Origin of the sequence: Halomonas maura (genome assembly GCF_030409305.1) — a bacterium.
Lineage (GTDB): Bacteria > Pseudomonadota > Gammaproteobacteria > Pseudomonadales > Halomonadaceae > Halomonas > Halomonas maura.
Genome location: NZ_JAUFPQ010000023.1, coordinates 267,815 through 284,930, shown reverse-complemented (window position 1 = coordinate 284,930; position 17,116 = coordinate 267,815). Strand labels below are relative to the sequence as shown.

Genomic DNA, 17,116 nt, shown 5'->3' with positions numbered 1-17,116 from the left:
CCAGTCCTGTGGACCCCAAGGCGCTTCCAGCAGGCTGAAGGCCCGACACTGGGAGCCGCCCCTATCATGTCGCCTGTCCAGCTAGCCTCCCGATCCCAGGTGCCGCTCGGGGAGACGCCGTCCACCCAACGAAGAAGGACCGATTTATTGTGTATGTATTAGCAGACTTTCATGTTGGCAATTGGCGACATCTTGGCTTAGGAATCGGGCGTATTTGCGCCAATGTATGTCTTGGCAGTCAGAGGTGTTTGCAAGTGACGACTGATCAACTTAGGAATCGGTGCATCCATGACCGTTGGGCTGGAGCTGGGAATTTCTCCTACGTAGGATTAGCCCGGATCAACGGGCAGCCTTCCGTGCTGGCCCGGCACGTCAGGATGACATCCATGTGGTCAGGGCAAGGGAATGCGCCCGTTACAATCCTCGGGCGGTAGCGTGGCTAAACGCCTGATCCCTCGCTTGCCAAAGTTACTATTCGAATTTCCGACACCTGAATATCGAGACCATTCCAGGTGTCATCATTGACATAGAGACTCACCATGCCAACGATTGCCCATCTTCTGCTCTCCCGGCCGGCCCGGTGCGGCCTGGCAGTCATGGGGTGTTCCCTGCTGCTGAGTGGCTGTGCCGCCTTGGGCGGATTCCCCGGCTCGAAGCCGGGCGGCGTCGTCGATGGTGGCCAGGGGGAAACCCTGGATGAGAACCTCAGTGGCTTTCTCGCCCAGGCGCCTGCCGGTGCCGTGATGACTCTCGCCGAGAGCCCTTGGGGCCGTGACGTCGAGGTCATGGCGGACGAGCCCTATCACGCCGCCAGCGGTCGTGAGTGCCGCAAGCTGCAGGTCATCTCGGCGAGTGACGCTACCCGTCGAGTGGTGGCCTGCGAAACCGACTCGGGCTGGGAATCCCAACGCCTGGTTACCGACATGCTGAGTGCAGGGGGTACTCGCTGATGCTGCAAGTGAAACGCTGTTCGCCCCTGCTCATCGGTCTATTCTGCGCCTTGCTGGGATCATTGGCCCAAGCCCAGACGGTTAACCCGTCCACCGGCATCCTGCCGGAGCAGCAGCAGAAGCGGGCCTCCAGCGAGTCCGAGGAGGTGGATGACACGCCGCGTGCCGACTGGCGCAGTGGCACCGTGGGCCCCGTCCCCCAGGACCGCCTCGACGAGGCCGCCGATCGGCTTCCTCCCTTCGGGGCCAACCTCTTCGAGGGGGGCTTCCGCGGCACCATGGCCGACGGACTGACGCCCGGCTATCGCGTCAAGCCCGGGGATCAGGTCACTCTGCGTGCCTGGGGTGCCGTCGAGATCGATCGCGTACTGACCGTCGATGCCCAGGGCAATATCTTCATCCCCAGCAGTGGCCCGCTGGCCGTGCAGGGCAAGAACAGTCAGGAGCTCGACAACGCCGTACGCCAGGCGATTCACGCCGTGTATCCGGATAACGTGGAGGTCTACACCAACCTGCAGGGTGTCCAGCCGGTGGGGGTGTTCGTGACCGGTTACGTGGACAACCCCGGCCGCTATGCCGGTACCCCGAACGACTCGCTGCTGTACTTCCTCGACCAGGCTGGTGGCATCGACAACGAGTTGGGCAGCTACCGCAAGATTCGTGTGGTGCGCGACAACCAGACCGTTGCCCGGGTCGACCTCTATGATTTCCTGATCGAAGGGTCGATTCCCCGCCCGCAGTTCCGTGATGGTGACACCATCGTCGTGGAAGAGCGCGGCCCCTCCCTGGCCGTCGTCGGCGACGTGCAGCGCGAGTATCGCTACGAGCTCATCGGCGATCGCCTGAGCGGCGACGAAGTGACCAAGCTGGCGCGGCTCAAGGCCGGGGTGTCCCATGTGCTGGTGCGTGGTTCCCGTGCTGACGGTCCCTTCGCCCGCTATTTCTCGCTCAACGACTTCAACGGCCAGACGGTGCGCAGCGGTGACGAGGTGACGTTCAGCGCCGACCAGCGTGACGAGAGCATCGTCGTCCAGGTGGAGGGCAGCTACTATGGACCTTCCCGCTATGCGCTGCCGCGCAACGCTCGCCTGAGCGAACTGCTCGACGCCATCTCCGTGCCGGAAGACATGACGGCCGTGCACAGCGTCTCGCTGCAGCGAGAAAGCATCGCCGAGCAGCAGCGACAGTCTCTCGAAGACAGCTTGCGCCGCCTGGAGACCACTTACCTGGGGGCGCCGACCCGTACCGACGAAGAAGCCCGCACCCGCGTGAAGGAAGCCGAGCTGATCGAGCGCTTCGTCGAACGCGCCCGTGAGGTCGAGCCGTCTGGCCGCCTGGTCGTCGCCCGGGATGATCGCATCAGCGACATTCGACTGCAGGACGGTGACGTGATCACCATTCCCGAGAGCAGCGACTCCGTCCTGGTCAGCGGCGAAATCGTGGTGCCCCAGGCGGCGGTCTACGAGCCGGGTCTGGATGTGCGTAACTACATCGAAGCGGCCGGCGGCTTCACCCAGCGCGCCGACGATGACCACATCCTGGTGGTGCGCCAGAACGGCGCCGTGGTCAACGCCGACGACGTCAAGCTGCGACCCGGCGACGAGATCCTGGTGATGCCCAGGGTGCCGAGCAACAATCTGCAGCTCGCCTCCACCATCACCCAGATCCTCTACCAGGTCGCCGTGGCCGCCAAGGTCGCGCTCGATATCTAACCTCGGGCCGATACCTCCCCGGGCGGCGGTTCGCCCGGGGAGGTCGAGCTCCTAAAGGTAGTGTGCCATGCCCGAAGCCAACTCATCGAACGGCGGCGTCCGCACGCCCTGGCAGGTCGCGCGCAGCGTCTGGTTCGCCATGTTCATGCGCGAAACCATCTCCCGCACCATGGCGGACCGCTTCGCCTGGTTCTGGATGATCTTCGAGCCGGTGGCCTTCGTGGGCATCTTCATCGCGATACGCACCATGATCCGTGGTGACCGCTTCGTCATCGGCGCCGATTTCATTCCCTGGCTGATCGTCGGGTTGATGGGGTTCTTCCTGTTTCGGGAGGGAATGAACCGTCCGGTGGGGGCGATCGAGGCCAATCAGGGCCTGTTCGCCTATCGCCAGGTGCTGCCGATCGACCCGGTGCTGGTCAGGATCGTCCTCGAGGGACTACTGCGCACCTTCATCTTCCTGATCTTCATCGTGGGCGGAATCATGCTGGGCCTCGACCTCTATGCCGACCTGCCGATGTTCGCGATGTGGGCCTGGCTCTCGTTGTGGGCCCTGGGAGCCGGGGCGGGGCTCACCATATCGGCGGCCGCCGCCCTGGTGCCCGAGATAGGACGCGTCGTGAAGATGATCTCGCTGCCCTTGATGCTGATCTCCGGCGTGATCATCCCGATGAGCCTGAAGTCCTACCACCTCCAGCAACTGATGCTCTACAACCCGATCGCCCATGCCATCGAGTTCCTGCGGCTCGGCTTCTTCGAGAATTACAAGACCGTGTCGGGCATCAGCATGCTGTACGTCTGGATGTTCGCGCTGGCGCTGATCGCGCTGGGGATGATCCTTCATCTGCGCTTCGCGGAAGAGTTGAAGGCCAAGTGATCTCATGATCGAAGTCAACGGGCTCTATAAGCGTTACCACAACCACCGCTACAACGACTGGGTGCTCAAGGACGTCAACCTGACGATCCCCAGAGGGGTAAGCGTCGGACTGGTGGGCCCCAATGGGGCGGGCAAATCGACGCTGCTGCGATTGATCGGCGGCATGGATACGCCCGAGCGGGGAGAGGTGAAGCGCCGCTGCCGCGTCTCCTGGCCCATCGGCCTGACCGGAGGGTTCAAGGGCTCCATGACCGGGCGCCAGAACGTGCAGTTCGTGGCGCGCGTGCATGGTGGCGGTGGGCAGGGCGTCAAGCGAGTCATCGAGCTCGTCGAGGAGTTCGCCGAGATCGGCAGTGCCTTCGACCGCCCGGTGCAGACCTACTCCTCGGGGATGCGTTCGCGTCTGGCCTTCGGGCTTTCCCTGGCGTTCGACTTCGACGTCTACCTCTCGGACGAGGCCACGTCGGTGGGGGATCGGGCCTTCAAGGCCAAGGCCAAGCAGGCCTTCCGGGATCGTGTCGGCAAGGCGAGCTTGATCATGGTCTCACACGGTGAGGCCATCCTTCGGGAGATGTGCCAGGCGGGCATTTTCCTCTATGAGGGGCGGGCCCAGTGGTTCGACGAGATCGACGACGCGATCGCCGCCTATCACGACACCTCCGGCATGCCGGATCCGGCACCGTTGCGGGAGGCCAGGAAGGCGACCAGGAAGGCGCGCCAGGAGCTGCGGGCCGCCAAGGCGGCCCATGCCCAGGCACAGGCCGAGGGTGCCGGCCAGGCCCATCTCGATACCCTGACGGCATCGATCAAGCGCAAGCGCGAACAGCTCCGGCAGCACAAGGCGACGCTCGCCGCCTTCAAGGAGCCGACCGATGACGATGATTGACGTTTCTTTTCGATAAGGTCCCTGGATGAAAGCAATCTTTAGGCGTAACTCCTACTGGGGGTTATGTATAGTCGCGATCGTGCTGGTGAGCGCCTACTGGACGTTCTGGGCGACGGATCGCTATGTATCCCGCACGGTGGTCGTGCTGGAGAGCCCGCAGATCGCCTCACCGGAGGTGTCGTTTGCATCGATCCTCGGCGGCGGCGGCTCGAGTGATCTGCTGCTGTTGCGCGAGCACCTGCTGTCGGTCGACATGTTGCGTCGGGCACAGCAGCAGCTGGATCTTCGCGAGCACTACTCCAGCCATGGCGATTTCTTCTCGCGGCTACGTGATCCCGATGCCCCCATCGAGGACCTTCACAGCTACTACCAGAGCCGGGTGAAGATCGACATGGACGAATATGCCAAGGTGCTGAAGATCGAGGTTCAGGCCAATACCCCCGAGTTCGCCCACGACCTCGCTGATCTGCTGCTCGAGGCCGGCGAGCAGCACATGAACGAGATGGGCCAGCACCTCGCCGAGGAGCAGGTCCGCTTCCTCGAGCAACAGTTGGGGCGTCTGGAGCAGCGGCTGGATGAGGCCCGCGCCGCTCTCCTCGACTATCAGAACGAACATGGCCTGATCTCGCCGACCAAGACCGTGGAGAACCTCAACCAGGTCGTTGCCACCCTGGAGGGGGAACTGGCCCGGTTGCAGGCACGCCGCAGCGCCCTGGCCTCCTTCAACAGTGCCCAGTCGGCCGAGATGGTGCGCATCGAGAGTGAAGTAGAGGCCTTGCGCGAGCAGATCGACAAGGAGCGGGGCCGCCTGGCCCAGGCGGCGGGTGATTCACTGAACCGGGTCTCCTCGGAATACCAGACCCTGGAGCAGCGTGCCAAGTTTGCCCAGGAAACCTATTCGAGTGCCATGGCCGCCCTGGAAAATACGCGTATCGAAGCGGCGCGTACCCTCAAGCAGGTCTCCGTGCTGCAGAGCCCGATGCTCCCCGAGTACGCCACCGAGCCGCGTCGGCTGTATAACGCCACGGTGTTCGCCATCCTCGCCCTGTTCGTCACTTTCATCCTCAATATGCTGATCCTGATCGTGCGCGATCATCGCGACTGATATGGCCAAGACCTTCTTGATCACTGGCGGGGCAGGCTTCATCGGTTCCGCGGTGGTGCGTGAACTCATCGGCAACACCGAGCATCGCGTGGTCAGCGTCGACAAGCTGACCTATGCCGGCAACCTGGCGTCGCTGGAGCCCATCGCCGACAGCCCGCGGCATGTCTTCGTGCGGGCCGATATCGGCGATGTCGCTGCCATGCAGCAGGTCTTCGAGCAGCATCGGCCCGACGTGGTCATGCACCTGGCGGCCGAGAGCCACGTCGACCGTTCCATCGAGGGGCCGGCCGATTTCATCCACACCAACCTGGTGGGCACGTCGGTGCTGTTGGAAGTCTCGCGCGGCTACTGGGCGGCGCTGAAGGGCTCCGTCCCGGAGAAGGCCGCCGACTTTCGCTTCCATCATGTGTCCACCGACGAAGTGTATGGCGACCTGGATGGCGCGGAGGGGCTATTCGCCGAAACCACCCCCTATGCACCGAGCTCACCCTATGCGGCCAGCAAGGCCGGTGCCGACCACCTGGTGCGCGCCTGGCACCGTACCTTCGGCCTCCCCACGCTGGTCACCAATTGCTCCAACAATTACGGGCCCTACCACTTTCCGGAGAAACTGATTCCGCTGATGATCCTCAACGCCCTGGCCGGCAAGCCGCTGCCGATCTATGGCGATGGCCAGCAGATTCGCGACTGGCTCCACGTGGAGGACCACGCCCGTGCACTGATCAAGGTGGCGGTGCAGGGACGGGCAGGGGAGACCTACAACATCGGCGGCCTCAACGAGAAGAGCAATCTCGAGGTCGTCGAGACGATCTGTGACCTGTTGCAGGAACGGGTGCCGCGGGATACCCGTTACCGTGACCTCATCACCTTCGTCGCCGATCGCCCCGGCCACGACAGACGCTACGCCATCGATGCCGGCAAGATCGCGCGCGAGCTGGACTGGGCACCACAGGAGACCTTCGAGAGCGGGCTATGCAGGACCGTCGAGTGGTACCTGAGCAACGAGGACTGGTGGCGGTGTATCCAGGATGGCAGCTATCTGGGACAGCGCCTCGGCCTGACCGACGCCTTTGATGACAGGGATGATCGCCATGAACATTCTGGTTACCGGGGGTAGCGGCCAGGTCGGCTTCGAACTGCAACGTCGGCTCAGCCCGCTCGGCAGGGTGCTGGCACCGACCCGCGCCGAGCTGGACCTGAGCGACTCCAGGGCCGTCGACGCCTGGCTCGAGACATCCCGTCCCGAACTGATCGTCAATGCCGCCGCCTATACGGCGGTCGACAGAGCCGAACGCGAACCGGACCTGGCACGGCGCCTGAATGCCGAGTTACCCGCCCAGCTGGCCGACTACGCCCAGGCGCACGACCTGCGGCTGGTCCACTTCTCCAGCGATTACGTCTATTCCGGCCACGGCGATACGCCCTGGCGGGAAGACGATGTCCCCCAACCGCTCAACGTCTATGGCCGGACCAAACTGGAAGGCGACCGGGCCATTCAGCTGAGCGGCTGCCAACACCTGATCTTCCGAACCAGCTGGGTCTACAGTGCCCATGGCAGCAACTTCATGCAGACCATGCTGCGGCTGGGGCAGGAGCGTCACCGGCTCGAGGTGGTGGCGGATCAGATCGGCGCGCCGACGCCGGCATGCCTGCTGGCGAAGGTCACTGCCCAGGCCCTCCAGCGGCGACTGGAGAGTGGCCTCTATCACCTGGCCCCGAGGGGAACGACGGGTTGGCATGGCTTCGCCCGGGCGATCTTCCGGCACGCCATCGCCCAGGGGCTGCCCCTGGCCATCTCTCCCGACGGGGTGATTGCCATCCCCACGGCCGACTACCCCACCCCCGCCACTCGCCCGCTCAACTCGCGCCTGTGCCTCGACAAGCTCGAGGAGGCGCTGGATGTGGCGCTGCCGCATTGGGAAGACCCGCTCGTCTCGACGCTGGCCGAGTCGCTGAAGGGCTAGCGGCTCGCCAGTTCGGGTGATGCGGTATCGCGGCGACAACCACTCGCAGGTGCCCGATGGATCGGGCAAATGAGGTTTGACAGCATGCAACGCAAAGGCATCGTACTGGCGGGAGGCACCGGCAGTCGGCTCTATCCCATTACCCATGGGGTCTCCAAGCAGCTGCTGCCCATCTACGACAAGCCGATGATCTACTACCCGCTTTCGGTCCTGATGCTGGCGGGGATACGTGACATTCTGATCATCTCGACCCCCGACGACTTGCCTGCCTTCCAGCGCCTGCTGGGCGATGGCGAGCAGTTGGGGGTATCCCTCGAATACGCCGAGCAGCGCTCGCCCGATGGCCTGGCGCAGGCGTTCCTCATCGGCGAGCGTTTCATCGCCAATGACCCCGTGAGTCTCGTGCTGGGTGACAATATCTTCCATGGCCAACACTTCACTGGACAGCTCCAGCAGGCGAGCCGGCAGCAGCGGGGCGCTACCGTGTTTGGCTACTACGTCAAGGACCCCAAGCGCTTCGGTGTGGTGGAGTTCGATGGCGAGGGTCGCGCGATCAGCATCGAGGAAAAGCCCGCCCGCCCCCGATCCCAGCATGCCGTTACCGGGCTCTACTTCTACGACAACGACGTCATCGAGATCGCCAAGGGGGTGAAGCCCAGCGCCCGTGGCGAACTGGAGATCACCTGCGTCAACAACGCCTACCTGGCGCGTGGCGACCTGCATGTGGCTAGCCTGGGCCGTGGCTTCGCCTGGCTGGATACCGGTACCCACGACAGCCTGCTGGAAGCGGCCCAGTACGTACAGACCATCGAGCACCGCCAGGGACTCAAGATCGCCTGCCTGGAAGAGATCGCCTGGCGCAACGGCTGGATCGACGATGAGGCCCTGGTCCGACGCGGCCAGGCACTGGCCAAGACCGGCTACGGTGACTACCTCCTGACCCTTGTGAACCCGACTCCCTAGGCGCCCGACTCCTCGGGCGAAGACCGCTATGCATGCTCAACCCCTCTCCATTCGCGATGTCATCCTGCTCACCCCCGAGGTCCATGGCGATGAGCGTGGCTTCTTCATGGAAAGTTTCAACCAGCGCGATTTCGAAGCCCTCACCGGTGTGAGCACCACCTTCGTACAGGATAACCATTCCCGCTCCCGTCAGGGGGTATTGCGCGGCTTGCACTATCAGGTAGAGCGGCCCCAGGGCAAGCTGGTGCGAGTGCTGGCCGGCGAGATCCTCGATGTCGCCGTGGACATCCGTCGCGACTCCGCCACCTTCGGCCAGTGGGTAAGCGCGCGCCTATCCGCCACCACGCACCAACAGCTCTGGGTGCCGGAAGGCTTCGCCCATGGCTTTCTCGTGCTCAGCGAGCAGGCCGAGGTGCTCTACAAGACCACCGACTATTACGCCCCTCGGGGTGAGCGCGCCATTCGCTGGGACGACCCCGCGCTGGCTATCGATTGGCAGCGTGCCGACTGGAGCTGGGGTGGCGAACCAACCCTCTCCACCAAGGATCGTCTTGCCGCCGATTTTCACACCAGCGAGATCAATTGAGACATGTTCAGCGGATACCACCAGTCCATCCATAACGCGCGGGATGGTGAGGCCTTGCAGGCCTGGAAGACCTTCTCGCTCGCCTATTGGGAAGAGCCGAGTTTCGGGCTGCCCGAGGACCTCCAGCAACGGCTCTTCCATGCCGGCTTCCTGCGCAGCCGCTGGGCGCTGTACGACATGGCGGAACATGGTGCCGACGGCTACCTCAGTGACTTCCAGGCCATGCGCCTGCAGGCGGCCAATGCCAAGTATCAGACGGTCATGGCCGACCGGGTGCTGTGCTCACACGTGGTGAGCAACTATTGCCCGGCCCCCGAGATCTACTGCGTGGTCACTGCGGAAGAGGTGCAGTGGGTCGCGGCCCCCTGGTGGCACCAGGACGACCATGCCCCGGGAGAATTGATCGTCCACCCCATGCAGAGCGGCGCTGCCATGCCCTATCAGCGGGTGGCATTGCGCGAAGGGCGCTTCCATTCGGCCCTGGGGGAAGGCGGCAGCGACGAGTTGGTGAGCAACCTGCAGCAGCAGGCAAGGCAGCATGGGAGTGCCTATGTGCTGAGCGAACACGTCTCCCAGGGGGCGTTCGCCGAAACCCTGGCGCCCGGTCACCTGAACCTGCTGAATGTCCTGCTGGTGCGGGAACAGCACGAATGGCGGCCGCAACTCGCCTCCGCGACACTGCTGATCGGTCGGCAGGGCAAGGATGGCGAGGCCGCCTTGCGTGTCGAGGAGGGTGCCCTCAGTGCCGCTATCGACCACCAAACGGGCCTGATCACTGCCTGCAAGGGGTTGGATGAGGGCCGTCGGGCCTTGACGGACTATGCCGTCCATCCTCAGTCGGGCAGCCGCATCGTGGGACAGTCGCTGCCCGGTTGGCAGGAGATACGCAGGATGCTGATGGCCTTCTTCGACGAAGCCTCCTATCTGCGAACGTGCAACCTCTCCTTCGTGCTTACCGACGATGGGCCTTGCTTCTTCGCCGCCTGCGAGGGGCAACTCGCCACGCACCAGATCCACCGCCCCTTGCTCGATGACCCTTTCATCTCCAGCCATGTCAATCGCTTGGAGTCCTGATGCCGACGCCTGTGACCTACAAGACCAAAAAGACGTTGCTAGAGCTCCTGAAGCATCCGCAAGCCAAGCAGCGCGCCGAAGTCCTGCGAAGTGGCTATTTCAACACCGAGTGGTATCTCGCCAATCACCCGGAGCTTCAGCAAGACCCCAAGGCACTCCGCGACCCGCTCAAGCACTTCATGGTCCAGGGAGCCAGGCAAGGCCTGAGCCCGGGGCCAGGCTTTCATACGGCTTGGTATCTCGACGAGTACGAGGATGTCAGAGACTCGGGTATCAACCCCCTGCTGCACTACCTTCGCCATGGGCGGCATGAAGAGCGGCGCCCCACGCCTCATCTGGCCGGTATCCGCGAGCGCTTGCCCTACCTGAGCGGGGGACGCCATTCACGCGTCATCTACAACACCAAGCGCAGCGCCGATCTCAGCCACGAGGGGCGCGTCAAGCGGCTGGACATGGCGGAGGGCGTCGAAGCCTGGCGGACTTTCAGCCAGGAGTTTCGCCGAGCGGCGCCCAGGCTGTCCCAAGACGACGCCGAGTACCTGCACAACCGCGGGTTCTTGCCGGACAAGAAGTCGTTGTATGGCTTGCCGAATTCCCAGGCCGATGCCTACATCAGTGACTTGCAGGCCCAACTCTTGCCACTGGCCAATGGTCATGCCCGCAAGATGCTCGAATCACCCGCCCTGCAATTTCAGCTGTTCAATCGACGCGTACCCATGCGCCCCCCTTGGGAAGCCGACGACTCGGCTCCGCGCCTCAAGGTGCTGGTGATGCTGGACCCGGCGCGTGCGGGATTGATTCCCCTGGCGGCCGTGGTGGCTCGGGCCGAGAGCCAGCATCGCCCCGCCAAGAGCCTGAGGCTCTCGCTGAACAGCGGTCGGGTCAAGAGCGTGGTGCGTTACCGGGCAGGCGGCGTGATCTCCGGCCCCAGACGCCCGAAGCCATGGGAACGGCGGCGTTACCTCGAACTCTGGCAGCGCAGCCGAGAGGAGATCCTGGCCGTTATCGCCCACAAGCCCATCTTCACTTTCGCCCAGCTGGAAATCGATATCTGCGGAACGGCCCCCCGCCCCCGCCTGATCGAACTACGCAGCCGACCTTGCGGCGCGGCTTTTCAAGTACATGGTCCCCTGATGGATTCCGAGGCGGCCATCGAATTCATCCGTGAGTTTGGTATCTAGGCTGACGAAGCATGAATGAGTTTGCCATCACTGCGTGCGATCCCGGTGGATCGGCTCCCTTGCCTGACCTGCCCGAGGACCACCATCGCCACTTCATGGCCAATCTGAGTGGGGTCGAGCGCCTATCGTTGCTCAAACGTTTCACCCTGGATTTCCATGCCGACCCCGACCTGGGGAAGATCAGTGAAGAGCAGGCCGAGTTTCTCTATGAGCGGGGCTTTCTCCCGGAAAAGATACGCCTCTATGGCCTGAACCGTGACAATATCGACCTCTATCTTAGCGACGTGCAGCGTTGGTTGACGCGGCTGGTCAACGGGCCCTATAGCATCGTCTTCAACAACAAGGTGCTCTTCACACAGGTCTTCGGGCGCTACTGTCGGGTGCCAGGTATCATCGCCATCTTTCGTAATGGCCGAGCGATACCCTACTGCGAGTTGTGGGACCGGATTATCAGTGGCCAGGACTCAGGGCGTATGATGGTTGCCAAGCCACTGGGCGGAGGCGGTGGTGGGAGCGTCTATTTCATCCGTACTGACCGGCATCATGCGGTAATAGAGACCAACGATGAGGAGGGGGCCCGTGTCGTCGTGAAGGTCAGCGAGCTCGCCGAAGTGCTCGCGGCTCAAGAGGTTCCCTTCATTCTCAATGATTACATACAGCAAGGTGATTTTACCCAGGCGTTGTTTCCTCTCACTGTCAATACGCTCAGGGTGCTGGTCATCCGTCATCCCGTGACGCGCAAAGGACAGGTGATACGTGCCGTACAACGTATCGGGACTAGCGAATCCTATCCGATCGACAACTTTTCATTGGGTGGGCTCAGTGCCGAGATCAATCTTGCCAATGGCGAACTGAGTCATGCCGTCGCTGCTGAAGGCAAGCATGCCGGGAAGCGCTGGGAAAGCCATCCCGACACCGGCGAGAAAATCTCCGAGAAGAGAGTGCCACACTGGGAGGATATAAAGGAGGATATATGTCGACTCTTCGAGAATCTTCCGTATATAAAATATTGCGGATTCGATCTTATCATTGATGATGATGGCTTCATCGTCTTGGAAGGCAATAGTTATAGCCAGGTTCGATTATTCCAGATGAGCAGCCCCTTGCTGGACAACCAGGTGCTGGTGGATTTCTACAAGAGTGAGGGGTTGTTAGTTACATGATTGATGAGTGAGAAAAAACAAATAAAGTTATTGGCAGGAATGGGGGAGTTCTAGAAAGGCAAATGATGGAACGACACGGAGTCTCCAGTGATGATTACTCAAGTTGATATTTTTACATTGAAGAACAAGCCCGTCAGTCGGGCCGACAGGGAGCAGGGTGAGCAGCTCAACGGGAGAGAGTCCGAGGAGTATTCCATCTTCTTCAAGGTCGTGGCCGAGGTGGAAGGGAAGGAGTATATCGGACTGGGTGAGGCAAGGCCCTCCAGCATCAGCTCGGAGACCCTGTCTCGCGCGACTCGCTATGGGAAGAAGCTAGCCCGGGGATTGGCTGGAAAGCCGCTACCCATCATGGCGGGGGAGCAGGGCTACGCCCACCAGGTGCATGGAGTGGTACAGCAAGTCGTCAGTGAAATCTTCGGTTACACCGAAGAGGGCAATACCCAGCAGCGTCCCAGCCCCTCGGTCTGCTTTGCCGCCGAATGTGCCCTGCTGGATATCATCGCCAAGCATCATGGCGTATCGGTTGCGCAGCTGGTATCCGGCAACAGTGAGCGGGCCGTTGTCCGCAATGTGTTCAACGACCGGCTCAAGAATACCGAGAAGTTACTCGCCGACATTGCGGATGGCAAGGCCGTGGAAGGCTGGCTGCGGCGTGGGCGCCGCATCGGTGCCGACAAGGCCAGCGCTCTGGTGAACTCGCTGTTGTTTGCCTTGAAGGACAAGCAGCACTCGCTGGAGGGTATCATCCTCAATGCCGGCCAGCGTTGGCAATTGGAGGAGTGGAAGCGCTTCTGTGACGAGATCTCGCTGAGTGGACTGACCGAGAAGATGGGCGTCGAAGTCGTGGTGGAAGATCCCTTCGCCGAGATTTCCGATGCCTTCTATCGCGAGGCTTTCGCCTATGCCAAGGGCAAGCGGATTCGCATCATGCTGGCCAAGCCGGTGTGGGGCGTCGCGTCCGTGCGTACCCTGGCCCCCTATATGGCCAATGTCGATCTCAAGATAACGCCCCAGAAGGCCGGCGGTTTCCATGAGGTGCTGGAAACCGAGCGCGTGGCCAAGGAACTGGGATTCGAGGGTGGGGTGTTCCTCGGGAACCTGCAGAATACCTCCAACTTCACCACCTTGACCATTCTGGCGCTTGCCAAGAGCCTGAGTAACTGTCGCTACTTCCCGGCCACCTTCAAGAGGGAAAAAAAGGTGCGCCTGGTCCACCCGCGGGCCGAAAGGAATGGCACTCAACTGGTGGCGCCGGAAGGGAGCGGTTGGGCAACCAATGTATGCCGCTCCGGCCTCAAGCGGCGCCTGATGTACCACCGGGCCTATGGGGTAGAGGGGCGCCGGCCTGAGCGCGAGGCGCGCAAGTCACTGCTCAGGAGCGTGTTCGATGATCGCTTCCTCAGCCGTGAGTCCGTGGAGAGTCAGCGCTTCAAGTACAGTGACGAAACGTTGGCCAAGGCGCTGCAAGGCGCCAACTGACCGATCGCGCCGGGCGGAATCATCCGCCCGGCTTTTTGACGATGGTGCGACATGCCGCAAGAGAATTGTAAAGTCAAGCGAATTGAATTGGTCGCTTACTCGAGACCTCATGCTGAAAGGCTCACCGCAGCGGTCGATAAAAAGGCGGCCAAGGACGAGGTGAATTACTATCTGAAGGTGACGGTCAGTGCTCTAGATCGGGAGTTTGTCAGTGCCATAGAGGGAGCGATGGGTCTTCGCCCCGACAAGCCGATGGTCGGTCGTTACTGGGATTATCTCGAGACCGTCGCCTCCAGACTGATGGGCAGTCAACTCGATGCCGAGGCCTTGGCCAAGGGGCAACTGGCCAGACAACTTAAAGCCTGGGTTGAGCCCACACTGGAGCTGATCGACAACGCCAAGGCGCTTGAGTTGCGCCAGTGGGTCAAGGTCCAGCGTGCGGTTAACAGCATTCACATGGCGCTCAAGCAGCTGTTCGCCGATCTCGCTCGACAGATACAGCGAGAAGGTAATGGCGAACAGCCGGCGGAGGAGGTGACGTCAGCAAGCGAGGCGTTGTTCTTCCGCTCCGAGAGGGTGCTCTATCTACCTGAGGCGGAAGCGCCGACCTATACCTACCAGCCGCGATTGAAGGATGTGCCACAGGAGCCCTCTCCACCGCTCCACCCTAATGCCTTCGATGATACGCCACTGATGCTGCCGCTTGGCACCATGGACGCCAAGAGCCACCTGATGGAACGCGAGTGCCTGCGCCAAGGCTTCAATGTGCTGCGGACCGGCAAGGGAGTCTTCACCGCCGACAAGGGAGACCAGCGCTTCTACTTCAAGCTCAGCCGTTCGCCGCTGGTCTCGGTGGATGCCATCGCCTTGTGCACGCACAAGGAAGCGACACGGGAGTTTCTGGCGCCCCTTGGGTTCCCGGTTCCTCGCGGCAGGATGTTTCCTTCGGGCGATCATGATAACGCCATGCGCTATGCCAACCTGATCGGCTATCCGGTCGTGGTGAAGCCGGCTACCGGCGTTCGCGGCATCGGGGTGGTGCCGAATATTCGCAGCGATGAGGAGCTGCGGAGCGCCTTCCATGTGCTGGAGTCCAGCAAGCTGGGACACGATGACTTCATCGTCGAGAAGCATATCTTCGGCGAGGATTATCGGATCATGGTGATCGGGGGCAAGGTGCGTGCCGCTACATTGCGGGCTCCCGCCTCGGTGACCGGCGACGGCAAACATACTATCGCCGAGCTGATCCTGATCAAGAACCGCTACCGGCAGAATATCCCTCATCTCAAGTCCCGGCCCATCGTCTACACGGAATCGACCCAGTATCAACTCGACAAGCTGGGGTATACGCTGCATTCCGTTCCCCGCTTGGGCGAGCGTATCAACCTTTCCGGTTCCTGCAACCTCTCTCAAGGCGGCGACAGCGTCAACGTCCACCACGAGATGCACCCGAGCATCATCAAGGTGGCGGAGGATGCGGTGAAGGCCGTTCCCGGCCTGGATTACTGCGGCATCGACTTCCTGATCGAAGATCACCGCAAGCCGGTGGGAGAGACCGACATCGGCATCTGCGAGCTCAATGCACATGCCGCCATCGGGACCGCCTGCTACCCGATGTTCGGTGAGCCCGTGAACGTTCCGCGCCAGGCCATCGAGGCGATCCTGCACAACCAGGGCATGCCGTTGACGCCGCTGGACGACAGCCAGGTCTCGGTGAAGGTGAGGGTGCGCGGGAAGGTCACGGGAGTGGGCTTTCGCAAGTGGGTGAGCCGCCATGCGCAGAAGGGCGGCCTGACGGGCTATGTGAAGAATCGTGACAAGCGCACGGTAGAGGCCGTCTTGCAGGGCTCACTGGTCGCCATTGCCTCACTCGCCACCGCCTGCATTCGCGGCCCTTCCGAGGCCTTGCCGACCTCGGTCAGGGTCATGCATGTCAAGGAGCCTCTGCACGATGGCTTCACCCTCATACGATAAAGGCGAGAGACCCATGGATGTCAGAATCGATAGCTTCCGGGCACTGCTGGATAGCCTGCCCAGCATTGCCAAGGAAGGGCTGCTGATTCATGCCCAGCGCTTGCCGGCCAGCGCTCGCACTATGCTGCTGCCTCGTCAGCTCGCTTACTACTATGATCGTCACGCCGATGGGGAGTCCGTTGGTAAACCGGCAGGCTTCGTCTGTGGCGTCAGCGGCCGCAACCTGCTGCCGGCCGTGAACTTCTGCCAGGACATTCGTGCCTGGCGTGCCCGCCTGGAGCGCCACGGCATCAAGGTCGTCAAGGCGGCTTCCTTTTCTGGGCGCTCGCAGCGCGACCACCTGCGCTATGCCAAGAAGATCGGCTATCCGGTGGTCTTGAAGCCGGTGATTCGCAATACCCTGTACGAAGAGTTCATCACGGACATCTCCAACGAAAACGAACTGGAGTTCCTCTTTCGCAAGTCGCGTGAGCTCAAGAAGAACAAGGCCAGTGATCTCACGGCTTCCCCCTACGCCATGACGCGTCTCTCGGAAGACCACGTGGACGAGCATGGTCGTCGCTTCCTGCCCCTCAGTGTGCGCTACCTGCTGGAGAAGCAGTTGGCGGGTCGACACCTGCGCCTGATCATGGCCGAAGGCCAGCTGGCGGCGGCCTTCCACAAGCCGCTACAGGACAAGGTCTGGCAACCGGCCGATAACCTGCATGAGAGCTACCGAGCCCTGGGAGAGAAGGTCGCCAAGGTCATGCAGGGCATGGCCTTCTTGCGCATCGACCTGGTCGTGGAGGATCCGGCCAGCGAAGCCAAGGAGGGTAACCACGCGGTCATTTCCCTATCGGAGCACCTCAAGTGCTACAAGCTCTATGACGAGCATCCGGCGGTGACGCAACGGCTGCTGGAACTGGTGGCAGGTTGCTCGCCGGATATCTCCCTGGAGACCCCCCTGCAACTCGAGGCGGTGCTGGCCGGTATCAGCCGTGGCGAGCGTCTCGAAAGGGAACTGCGGCGCACCGCTCAGGCACTGGGGATGGAGCTGGCAATCGAGGAGCTGGATCAGGTGACGGGACGGGTGCGCTTCCATGCCTCGGGGCCGGCCTGGGCGGGTTCCGCCTTGACATGGGCTTATGCCAACGGCCTGGGGATCGAAGAGATCCCGACCAGCGTAGATGTCAAGGTGATACGTTCGGGTCGGGGGGGGTAAG

Annotated in this window: 15 protein-coding genes; all 15 read left to right on the top strand. The window is 62.2% G+C overall.

Annotated elements, in window-relative coordinates; genetic code table 11:
- Positions 1 to 539: 539 nt before the first annotated feature.
- The gene (locus tag QWY76_RS15990; RefSeq protein ID WP_290312310.1) at positions 540 to 950 is read left to right on the top strand and encodes an RT0821/Lpp0805 family surface protein; all 411 of its coding nucleotides are present in this window, start codon (positions 540 to 542) and stop codon (positions 948 to 950) included.
- Positions 950 to 2,662, top strand: a complete 1,713-nt coding sequence (locus QWY76_RS15985) for a polysaccharide biosynthesis/export family protein (protein WP_290312309.1) — start codon at positions 950 to 952, stop codon at positions 2,660 to 2,662. The genes QWY76_RS15990 and QWY76_RS15985 overlap by 1 nt, the downstream gene beginning before the upstream one ends.
- Positions 2,663 to 2,729: 67 nt before the next feature.
- Positions 2,730 to 3,539, top strand: a complete 810-nt coding sequence (locus QWY76_RS15980; RefSeq protein ID WP_290312308.1) for an ABC transporter permease — start codon at positions 2,730 to 2,732, stop codon at positions 3,537 to 3,539.
- Positions 3,540 to 3,543: 4 nt separating this feature from the next.
- Positions 3,544 to 4,425: an ABC transporter ATP-binding protein gene (locus QWY76_RS15975; RefSeq protein WP_290312307.1), complete on the top strand. Its 882-nt coding sequence runs from the start codon at positions 3,544 to 3,546 to the stop codon at positions 4,423 to 4,425.
- Between the two features lie 25 nt (positions 4,426 to 4,450).
- Positions 4,451 to 5,530, top strand: coding sequence for a KpsE/RkpR family capsule polysaccharide export protein (locus QWY76_RS15970; protein ID WP_290312306.1), 1,080 nt, complete (start codon positions 4,451 to 4,453; stop codon positions 5,528 to 5,530).
- A 1-nt stretch (position 5,531) separates the two neighbouring features.
- Complete coding sequence (rfbB, locus tag QWY76_RS15965; protein ID WP_290312305.1) at positions 5,532 to 6,647, top strand: dTDP-glucose 4,6-dehydratase; 1,116 nt, start codon at positions 5,532 to 5,534, stop codon at positions 6,645 to 6,647.
- Positions 6,622 to 7,494: a dTDP-4-dehydrorhamnose reductase gene (gene rfbD, locus QWY76_RS15960; protein WP_290312304.1), complete on the top strand. Its 873-nt coding sequence runs from the start codon at positions 6,622 to 6,624 to the stop codon at positions 7,492 to 7,494. Before rfbB ends, rfbD begins: the two co-directional genes overlap by 26 nt.
- Positions 7,495 to 7,578: 84 nt before the next feature.
- Positions 7,579 to 8,457: a glucose-1-phosphate thymidylyltransferase RfbA gene (gene rfbA, locus QWY76_RS15955; RefSeq protein ID WP_290312303.1), complete on the top strand. Its 879-nt coding sequence runs from the start codon at positions 7,579 to 7,581 to the stop codon at positions 8,455 to 8,457.
- Positions 8,458 to 8,485: 28 nt separating this feature from the next.
- The gene (gene rfbC, locus QWY76_RS15950) at positions 8,486 to 9,043 is read left to right on the top strand and encodes a dTDP-4-dehydrorhamnose 3,5-epimerase (RefSeq protein WP_290312302.1); all 558 of its coding nucleotides are present in this window, start codon (positions 8,486 to 8,488) and stop codon (positions 9,041 to 9,043) included.
- A 3-nt stretch (positions 9,044 to 9,046) separates the two neighbouring features.
- Positions 9,047 to 10,117 carry a sugar-transfer associated ATP-grasp domain-containing protein gene (locus tag QWY76_RS15945; protein WP_290312299.1) on the top strand — a complete coding sequence of 357 codons (1,071 nt, stop codon included), beginning with the start codon at positions 9,047 to 9,049 and terminating at the stop codon, positions 10,115 to 10,117.
- Positions 10,117 to 11,298 carry a hypothetical protein gene (locus QWY76_RS15940; protein WP_290312298.1) on the top strand — a complete coding sequence of 394 codons (1,182 nt, stop codon included), beginning with the start codon at positions 10,117 to 10,119 and terminating at the stop codon, positions 11,296 to 11,298. Before QWY76_RS15945 ends, QWY76_RS15940 begins: the two co-directional genes overlap by 1 nt.
- Positions 11,299 to 11,309: 11 nt before the next feature.
- Positions 11,310 to 12,461 carry a sugar-transfer associated ATP-grasp domain-containing protein gene (locus QWY76_RS15935; RefSeq protein ID WP_290312297.1) on the top strand — a complete coding sequence of 384 codons (1,152 nt, stop codon included), beginning with the start codon at positions 11,310 to 11,312 and terminating at the stop codon, positions 12,459 to 12,461.
- Between the two features lie 90 nt (positions 12,462 to 12,551).
- Positions 12,552 to 13,940, top strand: coding sequence for an enolase-like domain-containing protein (locus QWY76_RS15930; RefSeq protein WP_290312296.1), 1,389 nt, complete (start codon positions 12,552 to 12,554; stop codon positions 13,938 to 13,940).
- Positions 13,941 to 13,991: 51 nt separating this feature from the next.
- Positions 13,992 to 15,914, top strand: a complete 1,923-nt coding sequence (locus QWY76_RS15925; protein ID WP_290312295.1) for an acylphosphatase — start codon at positions 13,992 to 13,994, stop codon at positions 15,912 to 15,914.
- Between the two features lie 13 nt (positions 15,915 to 15,927).
- Positions 15,928 to 17,115 (top strand): hypothetical protein, encoded by a 1,188-nt coding sequence (locus tag QWY76_RS15920; RefSeq protein ID WP_290312294.1) that lies wholly within the window; start codon positions 15,928 to 15,930, stop codon positions 17,113 to 17,115.
- The last annotated feature ends 1 nt before the right edge of the window (position 17,116 follow it).